Origin of the sequence: Shewanella sp. 10N.286.51.B2, assembly GCF_041469265.1 — a bacterium.
Classification (GTDB): Bacteria; Pseudomonadota; Gammaproteobacteria; order Enterobacterales; family Shewanellaceae; genus Shewanella.
The window spans coordinates 28,232-50,673 of record NZ_JBFRKH010000060.1 but is presented as its reverse complement, the minus strand read 5'-3'; the positions used below and the strand labels follow the sequence as shown (position 1 = coordinate 50,673).

Here is a 22,442-nt window from a genome sequence, read left to right as displayed (position 1 = left end):
GTATCAGCAATACGGGTTAACTCTGTTTGCAATGCACCTAATTCTTTTTGCATTGCATCACGATCAGCTGATGAATTTGAGCCATTGGCTGATTGCAGTGACAAATCACGCATACGTTGCAAGATGTTGGTGGATTCTTGCATCGCGCCTTCAGCGGTTTGCGCAATTGAGATACCGTCATTGGCATTACGCATTGCCACCCCGATACCATTGATTTGGCTGGTCATACGGTTTGAAATTTGCAGGCCTGCTGCATCATCTTTAGCGCTGTTAATGCGCAGGCCAGATGATAAACGCTCCATTGAGGTTTGCAAGTTGCCATTAGCGCCATTTAAACTGTTTTGCGCTTTCATTGCGGTGACGTTGGTATTAACTGAAATAGCCATGATACTTTCCTTTTTTAGTAGCATTGCCAAGGCTAAGCGCTTGGCTAAACTTGTTAATAAAGTTATTGACCCAGCCGCTCTATCCCTATTGATTTGCGGCTGAAAACGGTTGACTCAATAACCTTTAAACAAAATTAAATGAATAAATTAACATTAAAAGTTGTTGTTAGCTTTTGGGTATTGGTTGCTATTTTATTTGGGCTTTTATTGATAAAACGATTAGTTATATCAGCCTATAAAACACCCTTACCCAATGACTGACATTGCAGTTTCATCGCGCTTGTTAAATGTAATCAAACAAGCTCGTTGAACCCACCTTGCTGAAAACACTTGATACGGCATTAAGTGCTAACTGCTGTTTTTCAAACTCAATAATGGCTTCGGCATAATCTAAATCTTCTAACATCGACAAGGCTGATGCGTTGATCACCTTCTCGTCGGTGTGATTCGATTTGTACTGGTCCATTACTTTTAAGCTGTTGCCAACCTCACCGCGCTTAGCGCTCATTTGATTGACACCACTATCGATATTATTCAACAACTGTGCCAACTCCGCTTTACCTTGTGGGGTTTGTATCTTGTCGCCACTTTGCAGCAAGCTAATTGCCTGGCTAAAACTGTCTAAAATACTGACCTCAGCCATAGGCTCAAGGGTAAAACTGTCGCCCGCCATCGGCTCGCCATCTAGCTTTACTTCCATGCCATTTATCTTAATTGGCATTGAACTATCAAAATCTGCCACTGTTGTCAGTACGTTATTGGCGCTGTCTCTGACTTCAACATCCACCCCACCTGCTCCATTGTCGATAAAAGCAAACTGATAAGTATCTGCATTATGTCCTGCACTATCGGTAATTTTGGCGCTATCGACGCTAAACTCACCTTGCTGGCCTGCCATATAATTGGCGCTATAATCGCCCATGGCATTGAGCGCGTTCATAAAAACAGCATCACCGGGCATATTGGTATCAGTGAGTACCCCTGAGGCAATAATGCTTTCGCGGGTGCCTGAGTCGCCGTTGTAAATAATTTGACCATTGGCATCAAACTCAAATGGTGCGCTGCCAGTTTTATTGCCAGCAAATAAGTAATTGCCTGACTCATCTTTTTTGTTGGCAATGGCCAACATTTGATCGAGCGTTTTTTGCATTTCATCGGCAATAGTTTGCCGCTCGTTGTCGGTCATGCTGCCGTTTGAGCCACGCAATAATTGCTCTTTCATGCTGCCAGCTAAATTATCTAAATCCCCCAGTAAGGTTTCTGTTTGATTAAGGTGGTTTTCACCGTAATCAATATTTCTTAAATACTGATCAACCAAGTTATTTTGCTGGTTTAACTTATCGATACCAATGGCGGCCACGGGGTCATCACCGGCGGTATTAATTTTTTTTCCTGTGGCTAATTGCAGGAGGGTTTTGCTGGTCTCAGATTGGCCTTTGGCTATGCTGTAGCTGTTTTGCTGAAACATTTGCGCCGTTGAAATTCGCATAATTAATTCTCCTAGCGAACTGAGCTAAGTAATGAGTCAAACATCTGCTGGGCAGTTGTCATGATGCGAGCTGAAGCTTGATACGATTGCTGAAAGCGCATTAAATTGGCCGCTTCTTCATCTAAATTTACCCCAGACTCGCTTTGCACTCGGTTATAGGCTTGCTGATACATGGCATCATTTGAGGCCAAGCTCACCGCTGCAGCTTGCGTTTTGCTGCCGATATCCAGTTTGGTGCCTTCAAACACCCCGGTTAAGGTGGTTGAGCCATTATTCATAATGTTGGCATCGGCCAATTGCGCCATTGCAACTGCATTACTGTTGTCGCCTTCGGCAAACGATAAATCAAAGCTGTAACTGTCAGTCACGCCAGCGGCAGATGAGTCGTCAATCTCAAAGCTAAAACCAAAGCCGGTGTCAATTTGCGGTGGGGTAAACGTGGCTGATGGCCCAACGATAGTGCCGTCGGCATCAATTACTTGAAAAGTGTTGTTGGCGGTATCAATTTTAACGGTGAGCTCACTACCCGTTTCAGGGAAGCTGGCATGAGTTCGGTCAATGTCTGTGAGCTTTACACTGGTGTTACCTGAGTTGCCTGAGTCAGCTGAGATATTAGGCCCAGCTGCAGCTATGCCTCTTGGATCTGTCATTGCCACATTGAGCCCTGCTGCAGCGCCCGCGTTAGGTCTAATTTCAAAACGGTCGCCATCAGCAAAACTGCCAGCATCAATTTCAATACTAAAACCATTGCCGCCTTCAAGCTGATTGCCATTAAGGGTTAGTGGCTCAACTTTGCCTGTTTGGGTGTCTTTAAGCTCATAGGTGTTTGGCGCAGTGAAAGATAATTCGTATGCGCTGCCGGTTAATTGGCCTACATCGTCAATATTAACTTTCAGATTGGCGTCACCAGTGTTGGTACTGTAGGCACCGACTCGACCTGCGGCCATGCTGGGGTCGTTAATATCAGTAAAAATATTGCTGCCAATATTGCCGTCTAGGTCAAAACCATTTTGCTGCATTTGGTTAAAGGCATCTGCCACGCCTAAGGCCAGTTGCCCTAGCTCTTGAGAGGCTGGAATTAAGGTTTGATCACGAAAGTTAAATAACTCGCCTAATTGGCCACCTAATTTAGAGCCGTCAATCACTAACGTGCTATTACCGGTTGATGTGGTTAGCCTTGGCTCATTCGAAAAGGGATCGCCTGTAGTGGTGCCGACTTGCATCGCCACTTCACCGGACACTAGCATCACTGAGCCGCCGAGCATGACGCTTTTAGCGCCATTATCTAGCGGGATAACATTAACTTCAGAATATTCGCTTAGCTCTAAAATCAGCGCATCTTGTCGGTCTAATAATTGGCTGTCAGCCCCTGGCGACTTCATGATCTCGAGGTTGATGTTGGCAAGCTCAGTACTGATCTCATTAATGCGATCAGCAACCGCGCCGATTTGCGCATTGGTTTGCTTCATTTGCGAGTCAAGGTGGCTTTGCATTTGATTAAGGCTGTTAGCCACTTGCCCGGCAGAGCTAAGCATGTTGTTACGCATACCGAGATCTGTCGGTAAATCGCCAACATTATTAATGCTGGTAAAAAAGTCATTTAAACTGGCTGGCACCATGGCGCCAATTTGCGAGAACAGCTGATCCATTTCGTTCATTTTGCTGTAACGGGTTTCAGCACCACTCATGGAGGTTTGGCCAATGCGCAGCTCTCTTGCGGCATATTCGTTATAAACCCTTTTCACATCAGATACGTAAGTACCTGTACCATAAAAGCTACTACCGATTTGTTGGGACCCTAATGACGATTGCTCTGCAACTTGGCGGTGATAGCCCACGGTATTGGCATTGGCAATGTTATTACTGGTGACGCCCATTTGCGATTGGGCTGCCATAACACCTGAACGGGCAATGTTTAATAAATCGATAGCCATTAGTTAGTCTCTTTTGGTAATACGGACTTAAGTCCATTGGTTACTGACTCCATGACTTTCAACACTTTATTGGCGTATTGAGGATCAGTTGCGTAACCTGCTTGTTGTAGGGCATGAATAAATTTGGCGGGCTGTGCTGCCACTTTTTTGGCTTCTTGGTAGCGCTCGCCATTGGAGATGAATGACACAAAGTCATTAAAGCTTTGTTCAACGTTGTCGTACATTCTGAAGTCTGCTTGTTGTTTTACTGCCACCCCTTGCTCAAACTCTAAGGTGCTGACTGAGGTTTTATCGCCGTCCCAGCGTCTGTCGGCTTTGATATTAAACAAGTTGTTGCTGGCTGTGCCGTCATCACGACGGATCATTTTTTGACCCCAGCCAGTTTCTAATGCCGATTGCGCCAGTAATACTTCAGGGGTGGTGCCAAGCTGTTTCGCGGCCTTTTCAGCATGGGGATAAAGCACTGAGACAAAATGTTGCGGGCTGTCAAACTGATTCGGCGTTGGTGCCATCGATTGCGGCAAGCTATTGCCACTAGTGGCAACACGATCACCAGCCAAAACTTGATCTAATTCTTGGCTATCAATTATCGGCTTAGCCATTGCAGCGTTCGCAGTTGAGATATTAACAGTTGAGTGATCAGACATTGAGTGATTAGGCATTGTGTGGTTAAACATTGACTGAGCAGCCTCTGAGCGCTCAGGGGCAGAATTTGCACTCACCACTGTGCTAAGAAAATCTACCGGCTTATTCGTAGAGTTAACTAATGACTGTGCACTGTTAGCGTCAATATTACCGCGCAGCACTGAGGCTGGGGTAAAACCGCTTTCTTGGGGAGAAAGTTGCTGCACCATCATGTCTGCGATGCCCAACATACCTTTGTTTGATAAATCCACCGACATTTGTTGATCGCGCATGTTTTCAAAAAATTCGGTGGTTTCACTGTTCATCGGGCTGTCTGATTTAAAGACTGCGTTAGCTTCACGCATACTTTTCATCAGCATTTGAATAAATATCCCTTCAAACTGTTTGGCGACTTCTTGTAATGCCGCCTTCTCGTCTTTCTGGGCCTTGGAACGTAATGAGTCTAGTCCCCCTAGATCCAGATAGTTCGATGAATTTGACAGCTTTTCCATATTCATACCGACAATTTTTAGATGATGATAAGCTCTCCATGCAAAGCGCCTGCCATCTTTAACGCTTCTAATATTGCCAGTACATCTGAAGGGGCAGCGCCCACCAAATTTACCGCTCTGACTAGCTCATCGAGCGAGGTGCCAGGGTCAAATAAAAACATTCGGCTATCGTCTTGGGCAACATCTATGGTGCTATCGGTTGTAACAACCGTTTGACCATCCGAAAACGGATTAGGTTGTGATACTTGGGTCGCTTCAGCAATGGTGACGGTTAAGCCACCATGGGTCACAGCTGCTGGCATTAAGCGTACATTTTGCCCCACCACTATGGTGCCCGTACGCGAATTGACTATCACTTTGGCTGACTCATCGGCCATATCAACTTGAATGTTTTCAAGGGTCGATAAAAATGACACTCTTTGGGATGCATCACGAGGCGCACTCACTTGCACCGAGGTAGCATCAAGCGCCCTTGCCATACCGGGGCCAAGCAAATCATTAATGGCTTGTTCCATGTTTTTGGCGGTTGAAAAATCTGCACGGCGCAAGTTAAAGGTGAGGTGATCGCCACTGGCAAAAGGTGACATCACGCTGCGCTCCACAATAGCGCCGCTAGGAATACGCCCAACGGTAGGAGTATTTTGTATCACCCGTGAACCGTCTTGACCTTCTGCGCTAAAGCCACTGACCACCAAGGTGCCTTGGGCAATGGCGTAAACATTACCATCAACCCCTTTTAAGAAGGTTTGCAGCAAGGTGCCGCCACGTAAGCTTTTTGCTTCACCAATACTTGATACCGTGATGTCAAGATTTTGACCGGGCTTAATAAAGGCAGGCATTTCTGCATGCACGGCTACCACAGCGGCATTTTTGGTTTTAGGGTTAACATTATCGGCTAAATTAATGCCGAAGTTTTTTAGCATGGTTCTAAAGGTTTGTTCGGTATAACGGGTTTTTTCACCTGTGCCGGGTAACCCCACCACTAAGCCATAACCAATTAATTGGTTACTTCGTACCCCTTGGACATTGGCAATATCTTTAATGCGCTGGGCTTGAATTGGCTGTGACAGCAACACCATGCTGAGCAATAATAAAATGAGGGATTTGATTTTCATGGTTAACTCCTTAGAAAGGCCACCATTGGCCCATAAAGAAGGAGCTTAACCAACCCACTTTTTGGACATCGGCAAAAGTGCCGGTACCGCTATATTGAATCCGAGCATTGGCAACACGGGTGGATTCAACGGTATTATCAGGAGTGATATCTTGACTACGTACCATGCCAGTAACGCGAATAAACTCATCACCATTATTAATTGAAATCCACTTTTCGCCGCGAATAACTAAATTGCCATTGTTAAGCACTTGCATGACATTGGCTGAGATGCTGCCGTCTAAACTGTTTGACTGATCGGCATCTGACTCACGCTTGGTATTCATGTCATCTGAATAACGAAAATCTAGCGGAATTCCTTTAATCGACAGATTGCTGCCACCGGCATAAACCGGATCGACGCTTAAATCAGAGCCTCTTTTAATTTCGTTATTGGCACTTTTCTTCGCTTGGGTCGACTCATTAAGCAATACGGTAATAATGTCACCCACTTTGTGGGCACGAATATCCGAGTACAAACTGGATGATTGATGATCCATGTAAATTGAACCCGTTGACACCATTTGGGTTGGCGGCGCTTCTGGGTAAACAGGCGCATAAAATGGATCATCGGCTATGGGTTTTTGCTGAGTTGAGCTGCAACCCAGCATCACAAATGCTGATGCTAAGACTAAAACCTTATTCATCATCCCCTCTCTTATCATCAAAGCTTATAAGTTCTGTGTTACGTAAGACATCATCTGATCAACAGCTGATATCACTTTCGAGTTCATTTCGTAATTACGTTGACTTTGGATCAAGTTAACCAGTTCTTCAGTCACGTTAACGTTTGACGTTTCAAGCGCCCCTTGACGAATAGCCCCTAAACCATCCAATGAAGCCGTGCCCTGAATCGGCGTGCCACTGGCACCGGTTTCGGTGTAAAGGTTTTGCCCTAGTGGGTCTAACCCTGATGGATTAATAAAGTCGCTCATGGCTAACTGACCAATGACGGTATTTTCTGTAGCACCTGAAAGTTTCACTGAAACTTCACCTTCAGATGACACTGTGATTGAAGTGGCATCATCAGGAATGGTGATGGCAGGCTGGATGACATAACCCGAACCTGGGGTCACAATTTGGCCATTTTCATCTAGGCTAAATTGGCCGTTACGGGTATAAGCTGCGGTGCCATCTGGCATTTCAACTTCAAAAAAGCCTGGACCTTCAATCATTAGATCTAAGGCATTGTCTGTGGTTAACATATTGCCTTGGGTAAACATCTTTTGCGTGGCAACCACTTTGGTACCCGCACCGAGGTTTAAGCCATTAGGTAGTTTGGTGTTATCAGCACTGACGCCGCCCGCTTGGTTAACGGTTTGATAAAGCAAATCTTCAAACACTGCGCGGCTTTTTTTATAGCCAATGGTACTGGCGTTGGCCACGTTGTTAGAAATAACCGAAATGTCGGTTTGTTGGGCATCTAGGCCGGTTTTACTGATCCATAAAGCAGGATGCATAATAATTACTCCTAACTAATTCTCATTAAAGCTGACGAGGCGCGATCAAGATCTTCGGCGTTTTTCATCATCTTCACTTGCATTTCGTATTGGCGCTGAATATCAATTAGCGCCACCATTTCAGATACCGCATTGACATTACTGCCTTCAACTGCGCCACTTTCAACTTGAACATTGGGATCATTAGGGATGTTTTGCCCTGTGGTTAAACGAAACAAGCCATCCTCACCGCGCATCATGTCGGCGTTGTTGGGGTTAACCAATTTAATCCGCGCAACTTCTTCGACTATGTCGGCTGTGGCGCCTTGGGGTCTAACCGAGATAATACCGTCAGGGGAGATTTGCACTTTTTCAACCGGCAGTGGCAGCACAATTGGCCCAGCCTCCCCCATAATCGGATTGCCACGCGCATTAGTGAGTAAGCCGGTAGTGTCAAAATTTAGACTGCCTGAACGGGTATAGGCTTCACCGCCATCAGCAGCTTGCACAGCTATCCAGCCTTTATCTTTAACGGCAATATCTAAATCACGACCTGTGGTTTTAAGTGGGCCTGAGTCAAAGTTATGCCCGGGGCTTTCTGTCATTGCAAAAACACGAGTCGGTAAACCTTCGCCAAAAGCTTGCATAGAGCGTGCTTGAACCAAATCAGCTCTAAAGCCGTCAGTATTCACATTAGCTAAATTGTTGGCTCGCACCGCCAAAGCATTCATATTCTGCTTAGCGCCGCTCATGGCAACATAAAGTAATTTGTCCATTTACCGCTCCGTCAAACTTTCTTCATAACAAAAGATATACACAGAACTAGCAATCAACGTGCCAAAAAATTAAGGGTTTGAGTTTTAGATGAAATTTGCAGTTATAAACAGCGGGGAAATTTACAAGATAAGCAATATTGGGCAGGTTAATGGCTGTAGTAACGAGGTGAAGAATGAGGTGAACAATAAGGCAAAGAGTTGCCATGGCGGCAACTCTTTACTAAAGCGCGAGATTACTAAAGCGCGAGATTAATTAGCGGATCTGCAATACCGTTTGGTTAAGGGTATTGTTCACTTCAAGGGTACGTGAGTTGGCTTGGAAGTTACGTTGAGCTGAAATCAAATCCACCAGCTCGGTGGTTAAATCAACATTTGATTGCTCAAGTGCTGACGAGCGAATACTACCAAAAGTGCCGCTATTGGCCTCACCTGCTAGTGCTGGGCCTGAGTCTAAGCTGGCTTTCCAAGAGGTATTACCTACTTGAGTTAAGCCTTGCTCATTAGAAAAGCGTACTAATGCTACCCGAGCTAATGGCACGGTTGAACCGTTACTGTAACTGGCTGTTACTAAACCGTCATCGCCGACACCGACATTGGTTAAGCGCCCGACTGTGGTGCCATCTTGGGTTAACTCTGTCACTTCAAACGGTGAGGCGTATTGAGTAGGATTATTAAAATCGATGTTCACCTTTTGCGAGCCGTCAGCGCCGGTGCCGATAACACCTGCGCCATTACTACCTAGTTCAACCGTAGACACTACCGCAGGATCAGATCCTGTATAAGTTCCAGCATCATTAAATGTAAGTACTGAGCCTTTCCAGCCGGATGCGTTTTCAGCGGTACCAGTTGAATCAGCAATACCATCACCAGTAGTATCTGTTGGGAATGAACCACCCGTTGGCGCATCAATATCCACTTGCTTGCCATCAACAGCATAAAAGGCAACCCAGTTATTCTCACCAGTATGGGAACCACCTTCTGGTTTAACAAAATAAGTGGTCAAGATATGAGCCTCACCAAGTGAATCATAAATAGTTACTGAGGTTGAGTTATTGTAAGTATCTGCGTCATCTGGATCAAAGTTTGCGGGATCAAGTTCTTCATCACCAACATTGAGGTTCATTTGAAAACCAACGTTACCGGTTTTCACTGGGCTACCTGCAGTATCGGGGATTTTAATCGGTTGGGTGGTGGTTAAACTCACTGAAGTCGAATTACCATCAGCATCCACAGGGAAACCCTGTAAATAGTTACCGGCTGAATCTGTCATAAAACTTTCTGAGTTTACTTTAAATGCACCAGCACGGGTGAATGCATGATCTTGGCTGCCCGCTTCAGATGAAGTAACAAAGAAACCACCGCCACTAATAGCCATATCTAAGGAGTTGTTGGTAAACAGTAAGCTACCTTGCTGAAACTGTTGCGCTACGTGAGTTGTGGTTGCGCCGCCGCCCACTGCGGTATTACCATTTGAAAAAATTGAATTAGCATAAACATCGGCAAATTCAGCGCGAGACTCTTTAAAACCAATGGTATTGACGTTGGCAATGTTATTAGCCGTGGTGTTGAGATCTTTTTGAGCAGCTGCGATACCACTCAATGCAATATTAAACGACATAAATCACCTCTTAGCGCTTTAAATTAGGTTCTGTGTGGCTGCCAGATTTCTGGCAGCTTATTATTGTTTGTGTTATTAACTTTCTGCCACTGCCAGTACATCAGACAATTGAATACCACCTAGGCCTCTGAGGTTAAGGATCGGACCGCTGGCGACACTGCCTAAAGACACACTAGTGACATGGGCATAAGTTGAAACCGCTAAATCTTCGGCGTTGCCATCAACTTTACCGTTAGCTTTAATGGCATACATGCCTTCTTCTACGGGTTCGCCATCTTTATCAAGGCCATCCCAGCTGACATCAATGTTGCCGCCTGCAGAGCCATCAACCTCAAAAGTTTTAATCACTTGGCCTGACTCGTCTTCAATGGTGACGGTAATGGTATCGATTGGCTGTGGCGTACTAATGACACCGTTAATGACTGGGTTTTCTTCTGAGACATGGCCAATATCTGATGGAATGAGCACCTTTTGCCCCACTAAGCCCGAGGCTTGTAATGCCTGACTTGAGCTCATCACACTGTTCAAATTCAAAATTTCAGCATTTAAGTTGGCAATACCATCAACGGTCGCGAAGGACGCCATTTGTGCGATCATCTGATCGTTTTCAACAGGTTTAAACGGGTCCTGCATTGACAGCTGTTGACTCAAAAGCGCAAAGAAATCCGATTGGGTTAGCTCTTGGCTTTTAGCTTCTCCGGTTTCGGTGGTGCTAGCTGATTGCGCAGCGGTTAGGCTATCTAAAAAGCTACTGTCTGATACCTGTGTAGTTTGTGAGTTTGTCGCCACTGAATTAGTGGAGACGGTGGAAGCCGTGGTAGACGTCTGCAACTGCGGTAATGACTGACTACTGTAAGGATTAACGAGGCTCATTGTTTACCTCCAACTAAATTCATATTACTTACCCATACGAAGCGTTTGCTGCAACATTGATTTGGCGGCATCAGCCACTTGAACATTCATTTGATATGACCGAGAAGCAGAAATCATATCGGCCATTTCTTCCATCACATTGACATTGGGTTTATAAATAAACCCATCGTTATCAGCCATTGGATGATTAGGTGAGAATTCTTTTAATAACGGTTTATCGCTTTCTACAACGCCTTTAACACTGACACTATGAGAACTATTTTGCTGATGACTGGCTTTGGCCATTTCAGCCTCAAAAATAGGATGACGAGCTCTATAGGTCTCACCGACACTGCTTGATACTGTGTTGGCATTAGCAATATTACTGGCGGTGGTATTTAAGCGCACCGATTGCGCAGACATACCCGAGCCTGACACATTAAAAATATTAAAAAGACTCATAATTAATCACCTCTAATGGCTTTACGCATGCCAGAAAACTTACTTTCAAGAAAGCCCAGTGACATTTGATATTCCAAAGAGTTTTGCATAAATGCAGATTGCTCTTCTTGCATATCCACCGTATTACCGTCACCTGTGTCTGGCTGATTTGGCACCCGAAACTGCACATGCTCTTGGCTTAACGCTTTAAGGTCAAAGTGCTTGTCAGTTGTTTGACTCATTTGCAGCCCTTGCTGATGAGAGCGGGCGCTATTCATGGCAGAGGCAAAGTCTACATCACGGGCTTTGTAACCCGGGGTATTGGCATTGGCGATATTACTAGATAGCACTTCAGCCCTTTGAGCACGTATGCCCAACGAGTATTGATGTACCCCTAAACCATTTTCAAAATTAATCGCCATAAAATTGCCTCCATCAGCTAACTGTCACTAACAAAGCAAACCTTATGCCAAAATATTGCGGTTTTAAGATGAGAAAGGATAAAAATGAAAAATGCCGACGTTAGTCGGCATTTTATTAACTAAAAACATATTAATTCATAAACTTACAATATATTTTTCTTTTGATAGTAAATCCCTGGGTTACAACGCACCATCGTAAATTCATCACTTAAACCTGAGATAGATTCTGACGCCCCTAAAAATAAAATCCCATTGGGATTAAGGGCGGCAGCAAATTGCCGCAAAATTTTAGCTTTTGCCTCTGGAGAAAAATAAATCAACACATTACGACAAAAGATAATATCGAACTTACCCAATAAGCTATAACTTTCAAGCAGGTTATGACTTCTAAAATTCACTAACCGCTGAACATTATCTTTCACTTTCATATGACCTGACGGCATTGGATCAAAAAATTGTCGCTTTCGCTCATCTGATAGCCCACGGGCTAAGGCTAAGCTGTCATATTCGGCCTTTTTACAACGTGCTAGCATTGAAGGTGATAAATCGGTGGCTTGGATCGTCGCGCTACCAGGCAATGCCCCCGGCTTACGCTGCTGATACTCTAAAATAGTCATTGCCAATGAATAGGGCTCCTGCCCTGACGAGCAAGCGGCTGACCATATTTTTAACGGCCGACCTAAGCGGCTATATTCAGGTAATAAAGCATCATGAAGTAATTCAAACGGGTATTTGTCTCTAAACCACAGAGTTTCATTTGTGGTCATAGCGTCAATCACTTCCGCCCGTAAATGCCGCTCCATTGGCTTCATTGAGCGCTTAACCACTTCCGATAATGAGGGCAAATCATGCTTGCCCATTAAAGGCGCTAAGCGACTTTTTACTAAATATTGCTTGTTGTCACCTAATACAATGCCACTGTGTTGCTCTAAAAAAAGCTTAAACTGATTATATTCTGCTTCAGCAAGTGATTTGTTCGGCACTTTTACATCCTATTTTAAAGAGGCGCTTTACATTGTTTGCAATTTAAAGCCGCCGCTTTGTTTGGTTACCGAGCGCTTGGTAACAAACGTGAAATCTACAACCTATGGTGAATCATCAGCCCTAGGTTGTAGATTGAATTATTATAAAATGAGATGTTTGTTGACCGCTGACGCTAACTCATCGGGATTAAACTTAGCGATAAAGTCGTTTGCGCCGACCTTTTCAACCATGGCCTGATTAAACACGCCACTTAATGAAGTATGCAGCACCACTTTAATATCTTTAAGTTTTGGATCGTCGCGAATTTCCGCCGTTAAGGTATAGCCATCCATTTCTGGCATTTCAATGTCTGAAATAATCAGTGGAATTTCATCGGCAACATTATCCATCTCAGTGGCAATCGCTTTTAATTTCTCTAAGGCATCTTTACCATCAATAGCGGTGTCAATTTGCAGGTTCAATGACGATAATGAACGGATAATTTGCTTACGAGCAACTGCAGAGTCATCAATCACCATAATATGGTAATGCTGCTCTTTATCAATGGTAATAGCATCACTGGCAGCTTGGCTTAATTCCGTTTTTACTGGTGATATTTCATCAAGAATTTTTTCAACATCTAAAATCTCAACCAATTCACCTTCGATTTCGGTTACTGCAGTTAAATAAGAGTTGCGCCCAGCCCCTTGTGGCGGTGGCATAATTGATTCCCAATTCATATTAATAATGCGCTCTACTGAGCTAACCAAAAAGCCCTGAATACTGCGGTTATACTCAGCAATAATGATGAAGCAATTTTCAGTCGATGCCAACGGACGGCCACCGGTTGCCGCACTTAAATCAATCACTGAAATAGTCGAGCCCCGAATGTGAGCAATGCCTTTAATCATTGGGCTTAAACGGGGTAACTTTGTCAGTGGCGGACACTGTAATACTTCTTTTACTTTAAAAACGTTGATACCGAAACGTTGGCGACCATTAAGTTTAAAAAGCAGTAACTCCAGTCTATTTTGGCCTACCAGTTGGGTACGTTTATTAACTGAATCAAGAATGCTCGACATAACCCTGCCTTGTTTTATGAATGCTTTCCCTAGTGGGATTTATTATTAGAGTTCACTGTTAATCAGTGTTTTAAAGCGACAGTAAAACCATTTTCGCAAATTGTAACACAGTAATTTATGCCAATTTGCTGGTTTAGCGCTTAAATTTAGCTATAGGCATAGTTTTTGCTTGATTGTGGTCACATCGCATTTAAGCGACGATTTCAATGAAAAAAGTCAAACTTCTGACAAAGATAACATTGAGAATGTTTAGCCTTATCATTGCTAATTAAAATTGAAGTTTAGAGGTAACCTGGCCAATCAAGCTAGTTAGAATATTATGAAGAAAAACATTCTACTATTGATCATTATTTTTTTATCTTTACCGGTTAACGCCAGTGAAGATGCCACCATAACTTACTCTCTATCGACCATTACTGAATTAGCTAAAGAGGTAGTAGCAAAAAAAATTGCTAAAAAGCCCAATGCGGTGATCAACATTAGCCCGCAAAATCTTGATGGCCGATTAACACCGCCAAGATGTTTGCCACCCATTAGTGTTGAAATGGCCAGTGACCGCGAAATTAGCCGCACCAACACAGTCAAAATTAGCTGTATCAGCCCTGATTATGACTACCCATGGCAAATGTTTATCTCGGTTAAAGTTGAGGTTATGTATCCAGTGGTGACAGCATTGGGAATTATTGAAAAAGGTGAGTTAATCACAGCAGATAATGTGGCAATTAACTATGTTGACCAACACAGTATCCGCGGGCAGTTTTTTTCTGAGATCTCACAATTACTCGGTACCCGCTCAAAAAGGCGTGTGTCAGCTAAAGCGCCTTTGCTAAACAATAATTTATGCTTTGTTTGCAAAGGAGATTCGGTATCTATTTATGCTAAAACAAACGCATTTGAAATAAAAACTGCCGGAGAAGCACTAAGAGATGGTAATATTGGCGATGCTATTAGAGTCAGAAATAGCAATTCTAACAGGCGATTAGATGTCATTGTCACAGGCGTTGGCGAAGTTGAAGTTAGAATGTAAAATATTCTAAAGTTTTTTCTGACAAGGCCGATAACCTGTTTGGAAAACCCTAACATTACGCTGGAGCCTCACATGGCAATTGATATTAACCATCTAAAAACAGCTTCTCATGCTCAGTTGCGCACCAATCGCGACGCAGGAGCAACAACGCAAACAGCTGACTCAGCGGCTAAGACCACGGCTGCCCCAGTAAAAACGGATTCGGTCAGTATTACTGCACAAGCGCAGCAGCTGCAGGGAGTGCAGAGTAATATGGCATCTTTACCAGAAGTTGACCAAAGCAAAGTTGATGCAATTAAATTAGCAATTTCAGAAGGTCGCTACAAAGTCGATCCTGAAAAGTTAGCTGCTAACATTGCTAGCTTTGAAGCTGATCTTGACGGATTAAATTTCGACCAAGAGTAACCTCATCGTTACTCTTGATATTATCGGCCACACATTACTTAACGGGTAATGTGGGTTTTAATAAAGAGTAACTTATGACTGAATTACTACAGCTGTTATCTTTTCAGCACGACACCTTGTCGTCGCTGAAATTACTTGTATCTGAAGAAAAATTAGCCCTTACTGAACGTGACGCAGATAAACTACTGTCACTGGCAAAAGACAAGGTTGACTGCCTAAACAACCTCAAACTTAATGATGAAAAGTTAGCCTCTCACCCAGAAAAAGCATTATTAAACGCTGAGCCAGAACTAATTGTTAAAGTCGAAGAAGCCAAAGCGATTCTAGACGAGTGCAAGGCCATCAATAGTCAAAATGCCAGCTTAATTGAGCTTAATATAGCCAGCCTTAATCGCTTCTCTCAAGCGCTGCAAATGAGCCGTAATGCATCAAGCCTGACCTATAATGACAAAGGCCGAACTTCAACGATTTCCTCTTTAGGGCAAAACCTTAAAGCATAATCGAGGCGGTAATTAACTGCCCTGCGAGTTGCTAGATTGTGTTTTAAAAACCAAAAAACCGCTCAAAGAGCGGTTTTTTTGTACTTCAGTTAAGTTAATTTAAATGACTGGATTTAAATAATTAAATTTAACTAAAAGTAAGTCACATGCTTAATCGTTCTAGGCCTATTTTGCTGCTGATATAGGCTCCATACCTGTGAAAAATCCAGTTCTAACTCAGTCACATACATATCACCAGCCGGATAGCTTTTGACCACTTTAGCGCCTTTAATCATGCCCGAGACACTGGCGGTAACGGTTTGCTTATTCAGCAACCAATCATCGACCTGGCTACTGGCATCAATCTGCTGGCCATACACTTGCTCAGCCAGTTCACGATAAGCGGCAATTTTAGACGCTTGCATCGCCATTAACACCTTGTGAGATTGCTCTGTTGCCGGTTGCGTTGCTAACGGCGCATAACCAATAGCGGTTAGTTTAGGAAATTGTTTAGGCGCCTCGGTTTCCCATTGCACATACTTGTCGTTTACCGCACACCCGGACAAGGTGAGGGCTGCTGTCAGGGCTGCAAACAGTATTGCCTTCATTGGTTATCTCCTAAAATAGTCACGCTTGCCATACCTGCATGCTCGTTTCGATACAAGATGCCGTCTTTTGAAATCACCTTATTGGCAGGTGTTAAATAGCCTGGCAGGCTGTGGGTTTTAACAAAGGTTTGTACCGCTGACACTACTCGATTATTGCTAGTATTGACAATTCTGGCATTGACCACCACACCCTCTGAGGTAGTGCCCATTGTGGCTACGACCACATGGGATACCGCTAAATCTGTGGCAAGCTGCTTCCAGTCGCGGCTTAAAATAAACTCACCCTCCGCAGTGGCGCGAAGTGAACTAGCCACATTCATATCAACAAGATTAAATTCATTGGCATGAAATGCAGTCAACATGCCTTGCTGCAATTGCTGCCCCAGCAAATTAGTTTGTCCGTAATCATCAAGCATGACAGGTGTGGTGATCAGCAGTGGTTGATCAGCTCGTAAGCTGTCGTTTTGTAGCACTAATTCATTGACAATTTTTTCCGCCAAGCGGTTAACCCCAGCTTTGGGCGCTATGCCTGACTGCTGAATATCGTAGCGAATAACATGATCCGTTTTGGGCTCAGACTCATACCAAAAATTCATCTCATAGCCTTCATTGACATAAGATAAATCATCATACTCTGTCGGTTGTGAGCCAGCACAAGCTGTCATCAACATCATGATTGGAAGTAAACCAATTCGGCGCATATTGCATTCCTGTATTTAACTCAAGCATTGCTATGGGCTAAGGCGTTTGAGGCCTAAAGGTTAAAAATGAATTCTAAAAACACTATCGGCAATCAGGATAAAAACTTTAGATAATTAATCCCTTTCAGCATTGGCTTAACGACTTATATATTGAAAACCAATAACAGGCACATTATTTGCATTTATTCTCAAACAATCGCTCCTAGTACTTTAACGCCATAAACTTGGCACTGTATTAGTCGTTCATCGTTATCTTTAAGCAAGTGATTAATATGAAAATATGCAGTAAAACAACCCAGCGACTCTACTCCGCAGCCATATTGCTGTTTGTCAGTATCTTGAGTCTGCCGTTAAAAGCTGAAATTATTGAAGTAACAGGCCATGCGAATATCATTAATGGCAATGTAGATAAGGCGCGTGAAGTGGCGATCAGCCAAGCGCTAAGCTATGCCAGCATGCAAGCTGGGGTTGGTGTTAACGTTAATAGTCAATACATCTCGGGTCAGGGGCAGTTAAGCCAAGATGCATTTCAGTTTAGTCATATAGGACAAGACAATAATATTGAACTGGTATCTGAAATGCTCACCAGCACTGACATTACTGTATTACTAAGATTAGATCTTCAAGACGACTCAGCTCAGCAATGCCGAGGTCAGCAATTAAGAGCGGCAATAATGGTGCCTCAGGCCAGTATTCAAGATCGCGCTCAATTACGTTATGGTCAGTTATTAAACTTTACTCAAGCACTATCACAACAGTATGGCGTGCTACTAAATAGTCACTCCCATAATAGCTTTGCCCGCATTCACGCCGATGAAGCACTCGATCACAGCAATGAGTTAATCAATTTTAAAGGTAATCGCATCCCAAGTTGGTTAGGCGAAATCACCGATAGCCAATATATCTTACAACCAGAAATCCTCGATATGTCAACCGAGCCCACCTCAGGATTAATATTTGGCTTATTTCACGGCTATCCACAAAGACAAATCAGCTTTAAGTTAACTTTGTATCACGCTATTAGCGGTGAAAAAGTCTGGAGTAAAGATTACTCAGCACAGGCGCAGTGGGAGTTTAAACGTGACGAAACCGTATCACCCACCACTAAACGTTTTTGGCGCTCAAGCTATGGCCAAACGGTTAACCAGCTTATGCAGCAAAGCACTGCTGACATTGATAATTTGCTAAATTGTCGCCCGCTGCTGGGACAAATTGTGGCTAAACAAGGCAATAGAATAATTATTAACTTAGGCCGTAAGCACCATGTGAGAGCCGGTGATAGCTTTCAAATTGTATTGCAACAAAATATCCCAGACAGAGTGAATTTAATGCGCGCCGTTGCCACACCAAACCGCGCAACAGTCACTATTGATCAAGTATCAGAAGAAAGTGCCACCGCAGTATTACAAGGCATAGACGCAACAGGGAATATTCAAATACAAGATATCGTGATTAAGATTTAAGCAACTAAATTTAAAGCCTTTTAATCAAGATTAAAACTTGTATAATTGCGCTTAGTCTCCCTATAGCTCAACAGGATAGAGCAGTCGCCTCCTAAGCGATCGATCAGGGTTCGAGTCCTTGTGGGGAGACCATATTTTTTATTGATCGTTCGCTATCCTTCGGATTTTCAGTTCAAGTTTGTAACGCTCAAGCACCTTCCATTTTATTGCTGAAACTCAAACTAAAGTTGCTACCGCTAAACGTTCTTTTTACTAGACTTAATTTCATAAAACATAGTGCATACCATTTTTGGTATGCACTAACTATATGCACTATAAGCACTATAAGCACTGTAATTAGGAGCGTGTTATGTCTGGATGGTTCGAGTTAAGCAAAGGCAATAATGGTCAGTTCAAGTTTGCATTAAAGGCTGGCAATGGCGAGGTGATACTGACCAGTGAGCTATATGCCGCTAAAAGTGGCGCTAATAATGGTATCGCCTCGGTGCAAGTCAATTCTCAAAGCGAAGATAAATTCACTAAAGAAACCGCTAAAAATGATAAGCCCTATTTCAACCTTAAAGCGGCTAATCATCAAATTATTGGTACCAGTCAGATGTATGCCAGTGTCGCATCACGAGATAATGGTATTCGTTCAGTGATGGATAATGGTAGCTCTACCACCATAAAAGATCTCTGTTAACTCGTTTTAAATATCATAATAAAAGCTCTCGAACCTTTTGCTTTGGGAGCTTTTACTATTTACAACCGATTAACTATCTACAACTGATTAGCTATCAACAACTAAATTATGCCAGCAGCATGCGCCACCACAGGCCCACTACGCTAGTCATCCCTGTTGTATAGGATGTGAGTTTACCTTTATTAAATACCATAATGGTTGGCGCGACTTGTACCGACCAGTCATTGCTGAGTTCACTTTGCTGATCGTTTATCACTTCAAAGCTATAGCCTTTATCATCAAGGTAAGCTTGTATTTCATGATTGTTGCCTGACGCCATTGCCACGCTGATCACCGGATAATAAGCCGACATGGTTTCAACGGCTGGGCTTACTGTGCGGCATATTGGGCACCAGCTTCCCCAAAAATACACCAACACCGGCTTATCTTGGCTAATCGCCAATACATCGACCCTTTCACCTTTAAGGGTTACTCCCTGTAATTCAGGTAAGTTATCATGCTGAATGTCTTTGCCGCGCCATAAATCCATTAAACCCGTAATGACCATCACGAACACAATCAGTATGACGATTTGCTTTAACCAGCCGAAGATCTTTTTCCCTAAAGGCACTTTGTTACTAGCATCTGGCAACTTACTATCTAGCTGGCTCTGATGTTGTTGTTTGCTATCAGAAGAAAACAAGCGACTCATGATTTACCTCTTTATATGTTTTACAAAATAGGGAAATGACAGGCACTTGATGGTGCAACCTAAAATCATTAATTAAATCGTTCGCGCTGCTGAATAAGCAGCCGGAAATTTACATTATTTATTGTCACATAAGCTAAAAAATATTAATTAGCAGCTCATTGGGTTTTAAAGTCAGCATCTAAAAGTGAAAGTAGTTTTCATTAAAGCGCTTTGTTTCGCTTATACGCTAGCATACTAAAAGCTAATGTCAGTATGTATCAGTTTAGTTACTGCTGATAAACCCCAACAAATACAACCAAACAAAAACACAATAACACCAAGCGTGAAACGTAACTTTAAAATAAAAAGCTCTGTGGAAACAAGCCAGTCACAACTTCAATTTATACTTGTTAGCCAGCTTTTCAGGTGTTTAAAATCCCTTAGCTTCCAAGAAAGGAGGCATATATTTATAATAATGGGGTTAAAAATGAAAGTGTTAAAAACAGCTGCTGCCATGGCAGTGAGTGTTGCTTTACTTGCTGGTTGCAATGACGAAACTAATAATTACTATCCAGGTGAACCAGCACCTGAAACAACTGATGTACGCATCGGTGCTTATAACTTGTCTTTCGATCGTTTTACTTATGAAGATCTTGTCGCTGAAATGGCGTTAACCGTCGCTGAGCAAGATGAATTAATGAATAAATGGTTCGATGAGTCACTTAGCGACGAAGAACTCGCTGTGGCAGAAAAGGTTATTCAAATTCGTAACGTTGCAGCAATTATCCAAACTGAACGACCTGCAATCTTATGGATGGGTGAATTCAATAACGATGGTACAGCAGAAAACCAACAAGCAATCCAAGGTTTCCGTTTAAACTACCTGACTGTGCCACAAAATGCTTTAGGTTCAACGTCTGAAGAATTTAAAGCCCTTGAGCCAATCCAGTTTGGTTATTTTGAAAACTTCGCCACTAATACAGGCCTATTAAGTGGTCACGATTTAAACCGTGATGGCAAAGTGGCGCTACCTGATGACGCCTGGGGCTTCGGTTTCTACCACGGTCAATATGCATTCAGCTTACTGTCTCAATACCCAATTGATACAGATAATATCCGCACATTCCAAGATTTTAAATGGAAGGATATGCCTGGTGAAACTAACCCAACAATTATTAATTGTGACGATGAAAACAATCCAATTCCGGAAGGAATGGCTTGTGGCGATGAGTGGTACACTGCTGAAGCTTGGGCAGAAAGACCAATGTCATCTAAAAACCATGTTGATGCACCTATTATTATTCCTACAGCAGATGGCGATAAAGTGATTCACTTATTAATGTCGCACCCAACACCACCTATTTTTGATACGGTAACTGAAAATAACAAGTTACTTAACCGTGCTGAAATCAAATTCTGGGACGATTACACATCAGGTGAAGGTAGCTATATTTACGATGATGAAGGTAACAAAGGCGGTATCGATAGCGATGCATCATTTGTTATCTTGGGTGATTTGAATGCTGATCCTGAAAGTGGTGACGGCTACTTAGATACCATCAAAGACTTAATGTACAGTGACCAAGTTAACCAACTTGCTACTCACGGAATTTACGCACCAAGTAGCTTAGGCGGACCAGAGTGTTTGTCTAACGGTGAATGTCGTGCAGAAAACTGGGACACTAAATACCCAGATGCGGTTACTAGTACTTCAGGTTTACGCTTAGACCATGTTATTCCATCAAGTGATTTGAATGTCACTGACTCAGGGGTGTTCTGGCCTGCAACTTTCGAAGAAGGTCGTTTAATGATGAATGACGAACGTGTAGGTAAATGGGGCGGCGGCGGAAAGTCGGTGTCTTCAGACCACCGTTTAGTGTGGATCAACGTAGCGCTTTAATTAGCACTTATATTAGCTCAACTGGTTTAACATGAGTGCTTTAAGCACTTGTGTTAACTACAGATAAAGCCCGCATTTGCGGGCTTTTTGTTTTAACTTTTTGTTTTTAACTATGCGCTCAATAGCAGCTAAAAGTGTTAATCAGGAAATATTACATCTTGTCGGCTTTCAAGCCATAGAGGATATTTAGTCATCACTTTACTGAACATTTTGCTTTGCAGATAAGCATTAAGCCATGCTCTTACATGTGGATATGGCGACTGCAAATACCATTGCCGCTCTACTCGGGCAAATTGCCTGATAAAAGGTAACAATGCGATATCAGCTAAACTCTCACGATCCGCAAACAAAAATTCATGCTCGGATAACAACAGCTCAAGTTGTTGTACGTAGACTTCACAGGCCAGACGACATTCCACAATATTTGATTCGCTATAGCGTTTGGCGCATTTGTAGTTTTCAAGGCAGGACTTAAATTCACTATCAAAACGATAGATAAGCGCAAGCATCGAATCAAATTTAGAGGCGTCAGTGGCAAACAGTAAATCATCAGGATCGCTTTGGCTTAATGCCCACAACATCACTTCATAACTTTCTTCTATCACCTGCCCTTTTGGGGTCACGATCACCGGCACTGTGGCCTTAGGGGAAGCAGCTAACATTTCAGCGGGTTTGTCACTTAATACAATATCTCTAAGCCAAATAGGCTGATTTGACTTATAAATGGCAATTCTTGCTCGCATGGCAAAGGGGCAATTCCTTAGAGAATAGAGTACAGGTAAATCTATGATTTTATTCATTGTTATATGTTAATCC

The 22,442-nt window shown here is 43.0% G+C and carries 23 protein-coding genes, 1 tRNA gene and 1 pseudogene; 7 read left to right on the top strand and 18 right to left on the bottom strand.

What is annotated here, in order from left to right; all coding sequences use genetic code 11:
- From AB4140_RS16180 to AB4140_RS16115, 14 genes and pseudogenes are all read right to left on the bottom strand, one after another.
- Window positions 1-386, bottom strand: a pseudogene (locus AB4140_RS16180) (flagellin); the annotation flags it as partial.
- A 283-nt stretch (window positions 387-669) separates the two neighbouring features.
- The gene (gene flgL / locus AB4140_RS16175) at window positions 670-1,875 is read right to left on the bottom strand and encodes a flagellar hook-associated protein FlgL (protein ID WP_372001734.1); all 1,206 of its coding nucleotides are present in this window, start codon (window positions 1,873-1,875) and stop codon (window positions 670-672) included.
- Window positions 1,876-1,886: 11 nt separating this feature from the next.
- Complete coding sequence (gene flgK / locus AB4140_RS16170) at window positions 1,887-3,809, bottom strand: flagellar hook-associated protein FlgK (protein ID WP_372001732.1); 1,923 nt, start codon at window positions 3,807-3,809, stop codon at window positions 1,887-1,889.
- The gene (gene flgJ / locus AB4140_RS16165) at window positions 3,809-4,945 is read right to left on the bottom strand and encodes a flagellar assembly peptidoglycan hydrolase FlgJ (protein ID WP_372001730.1); all 1,137 of its coding nucleotides are present in this window, start codon (window positions 4,943-4,945) and stop codon (window positions 3,809-3,811) included. The genes flgK and flgJ overlap by 1 nt, the downstream gene beginning before the upstream one ends.
- Before the next feature lie 17 nt (window positions 4,946-4,962).
- Complete coding sequence (locus AB4140_RS16160) at window positions 4,963-6,024, bottom strand: flagellar basal body P-ring protein FlgI (protein ID WP_372001736.1); 1,062 nt, start codon at window positions 6,022-6,024, stop codon at window positions 4,963-4,965.
- A gap of 46 nt (window positions 6,025-6,070) precedes the next feature.
- Window positions 6,071-6,745, bottom strand: coding sequence for a flagellar basal body L-ring protein FlgH (gene flgH / locus AB4140_RS16155; protein ID WP_102439334.1), 675 nt, complete (start codon window positions 6,743-6,745; stop codon window positions 6,071-6,073).
- A gap of 24 nt (window positions 6,746-6,769) precedes the next feature.
- The gene (gene flgG, locus AB4140_RS16150) at window positions 6,770-7,558 is read right to left on the bottom strand and encodes a flagellar basal-body rod protein FlgG (protein ID WP_102439330.1); all 789 of its coding nucleotides are present in this window, start codon (window positions 7,556-7,558) and stop codon (window positions 6,770-6,772) included.
- Between the two features lie 11 nt (window positions 7,559-7,569).
- Window positions 7,570-8,313 carry a flagellar basal-body rod protein FlgF gene (flgF, locus tag AB4140_RS16145; protein WP_076540191.1) on the bottom strand — a complete coding sequence of 248 codons (744 nt, stop codon included), beginning with the start codon at window positions 8,311-8,313 and terminating at the stop codon, window positions 7,570-7,572.
- Between the two features lie 253 nt (window positions 8,314-8,566).
- A complete protein-coding gene (flgE, locus tag AB4140_RS16140) occupies window positions 8,567-9,931 on the bottom strand; it encodes a flagellar hook protein FlgE (RefSeq protein WP_102439331.1) in 1,365 nt (454 codons plus the stop codon).
- A gap of 75 nt (window positions 9,932-10,006) precedes the next feature.
- Window positions 10,007-10,804, bottom strand: coding sequence for a flagellar hook assembly protein FlgD (flgD, locus tag AB4140_RS16135; protein WP_102439332.1), 798 nt, complete (start codon window positions 10,802-10,804; stop codon window positions 10,007-10,009).
- Between the two features lie 24 nt (window positions 10,805-10,828).
- Window positions 10,829-11,245, bottom strand: coding sequence for a flagellar basal body rod protein FlgC (gene flgC, locus AB4140_RS16130; protein ID WP_102439333.1), 417 nt, complete (start codon window positions 11,243-11,245; stop codon window positions 10,829-10,831).
- Between the two features lie 2 nt (window positions 11,246-11,247).
- Window positions 11,248-11,646: a flagellar basal body rod protein FlgB gene (gene flgB / locus AB4140_RS16125; RefSeq protein ID WP_076540181.1), complete on the bottom strand. Its 399-nt coding sequence runs from the start codon at window positions 11,644-11,646 to the stop codon at window positions 11,248-11,250.
- 143 nt (window positions 11,647-11,789) lie between these two features.
- Window positions 11,790-12,629, bottom strand: coding sequence for a protein-glutamate O-methyltransferase CheR (locus AB4140_RS16120; protein WP_102519869.1), 840 nt, complete (start codon window positions 12,627-12,629; stop codon window positions 11,790-11,792).
- A 141-nt stretch (window positions 12,630-12,770) separates the two neighbouring features.
- Complete coding sequence (locus AB4140_RS16115) at window positions 12,771-13,691, bottom strand: chemotaxis protein CheV (protein WP_102440676.1); 921 nt, start codon at window positions 13,689-13,691, stop codon at window positions 12,771-12,773.
- Between the two features lie 319 nt (window positions 13,692-14,010).
- Here AB4140_RS16115 and flgA point away from each other — a divergent pair, with 319 nt between their 5' ends.
- From flgA to AB4140_RS16100, 3 genes are all read left to right on the top strand, one after another.
- Window positions 14,011-14,718, top strand: coding sequence for a flagellar basal body P-ring formation chaperone FlgA (gene flgA / locus AB4140_RS16110; RefSeq protein WP_102440677.1), 708 nt, complete (start codon window positions 14,011-14,013; stop codon window positions 14,716-14,718).
- A 72-nt stretch (window positions 14,719-14,790) separates the two neighbouring features.
- Window positions 14,791-15,123 carry a flagellar biosynthesis anti-sigma factor FlgM gene (gene flgM / locus AB4140_RS16105; protein WP_102440678.1) on the top strand — a complete coding sequence of 111 codons (333 nt, stop codon included), beginning with the start codon at window positions 14,791-14,793 and terminating at the stop codon, window positions 15,121-15,123.
- Between the two features lie 74 nt (window positions 15,124-15,197).
- A complete protein-coding gene (locus AB4140_RS16100; protein ID WP_102440679.1) occupies window positions 15,198-15,623 on the top strand; it encodes a flagella synthesis protein FlgN in 426 nt (141 codons plus the stop codon).
- A 131-nt stretch (window positions 15,624-15,754) separates the two neighbouring features.
- Here AB4140_RS16100 and AB4140_RS16095 read toward each other — a convergent pair whose 3' ends face one another.
- Both AB4140_RS16095 and AB4140_RS16090 read right to left on the bottom strand, forming a co-directional pair.
- A complete protein-coding gene (locus tag AB4140_RS16095) occupies window positions 15,755-16,210 on the bottom strand; it encodes an LPP20 family lipoprotein (protein ID WP_102530793.1) in 456 nt (151 codons plus the stop codon).
- Window positions 16,207-16,911 carry a FlgO family outer membrane protein gene (locus AB4140_RS16090; protein ID WP_102519870.1) on the bottom strand — a complete coding sequence of 235 codons (705 nt, stop codon included), beginning with the start codon at window positions 16,909-16,911 and terminating at the stop codon, window positions 16,207-16,209. The genes AB4140_RS16095 and AB4140_RS16090 overlap by 4 nt, the downstream gene beginning before the upstream one ends.
- 272 nt (window positions 16,912-17,183) lie before the next feature.
- Here AB4140_RS16090 and AB4140_RS16085 point away from each other — a divergent pair, with 272 nt between their 5' ends.
- The 3 genes from AB4140_RS16085 (at window position 17,184) to AB4140_RS16075 (ending at window position 19,056) form a co-directional block, all read left to right on the top strand.
- The gene (locus tag AB4140_RS16085) at window positions 17,184-18,374 is read left to right on the top strand and encodes a flagellar assembly protein T N-terminal domain-containing protein (protein WP_372001725.1); all 1,191 of its coding nucleotides are present in this window, start codon (window positions 17,184-17,186) and stop codon (window positions 18,372-18,374) included.
- A gap of 56 nt (window positions 18,375-18,430) precedes the next feature.
- Window positions 18,431-18,506 (top strand) — tRNA-Arg (locus AB4140_RS16080).
- A 217-nt stretch (window positions 18,507-18,723) separates the two neighbouring features.
- Window positions 18,724-19,056, top strand: a complete 333-nt coding sequence (locus AB4140_RS16075; RefSeq protein ID WP_102438708.1) for a YegP family protein — start codon at window positions 18,724-18,726, stop codon at window positions 19,054-19,056.
- A 106-nt stretch (window positions 19,057-19,162) separates the two neighbouring features.
- On the opposite strand, the gene AB4140_RS16070 is transcribed toward AB4140_RS16075, so the two are convergent.
- Entirely contained in the window at window positions 19,163-19,747 is a 585-nt protein-coding gene (locus tag AB4140_RS16070) for a protein disulfide oxidoreductase (RefSeq protein ID WP_102438710.1), read from the bottom strand.
- Between the two features lie 466 nt (window positions 19,748-20,213).
- Between AB4140_RS16070 and AB4140_RS16065 the strand changes: the two genes are divergently transcribed.
- Window positions 20,214-21,626, top strand: a complete 1,413-nt coding sequence (locus AB4140_RS16065; RefSeq protein ID WP_303414356.1) for an endonuclease/exonuclease/phosphatase family protein — start codon at window positions 20,214-20,216, stop codon at window positions 21,624-21,626.
- Window positions 21,627-21,763: 137 nt separating this feature from the next.
- On the opposite strand, the gene AB4140_RS16060 is transcribed toward AB4140_RS16065, so the two are convergent.
- Window positions 21,764-22,426 (bottom strand): glutathione S-transferase, encoded by a 663-nt coding sequence (locus AB4140_RS16060; RefSeq protein ID WP_372001723.1) that lies wholly within the window; start codon window positions 22,424-22,426, stop codon window positions 21,764-21,766.
- Between the last annotated feature and the right edge of the window lie 16 nt (window positions 22,427-22,442).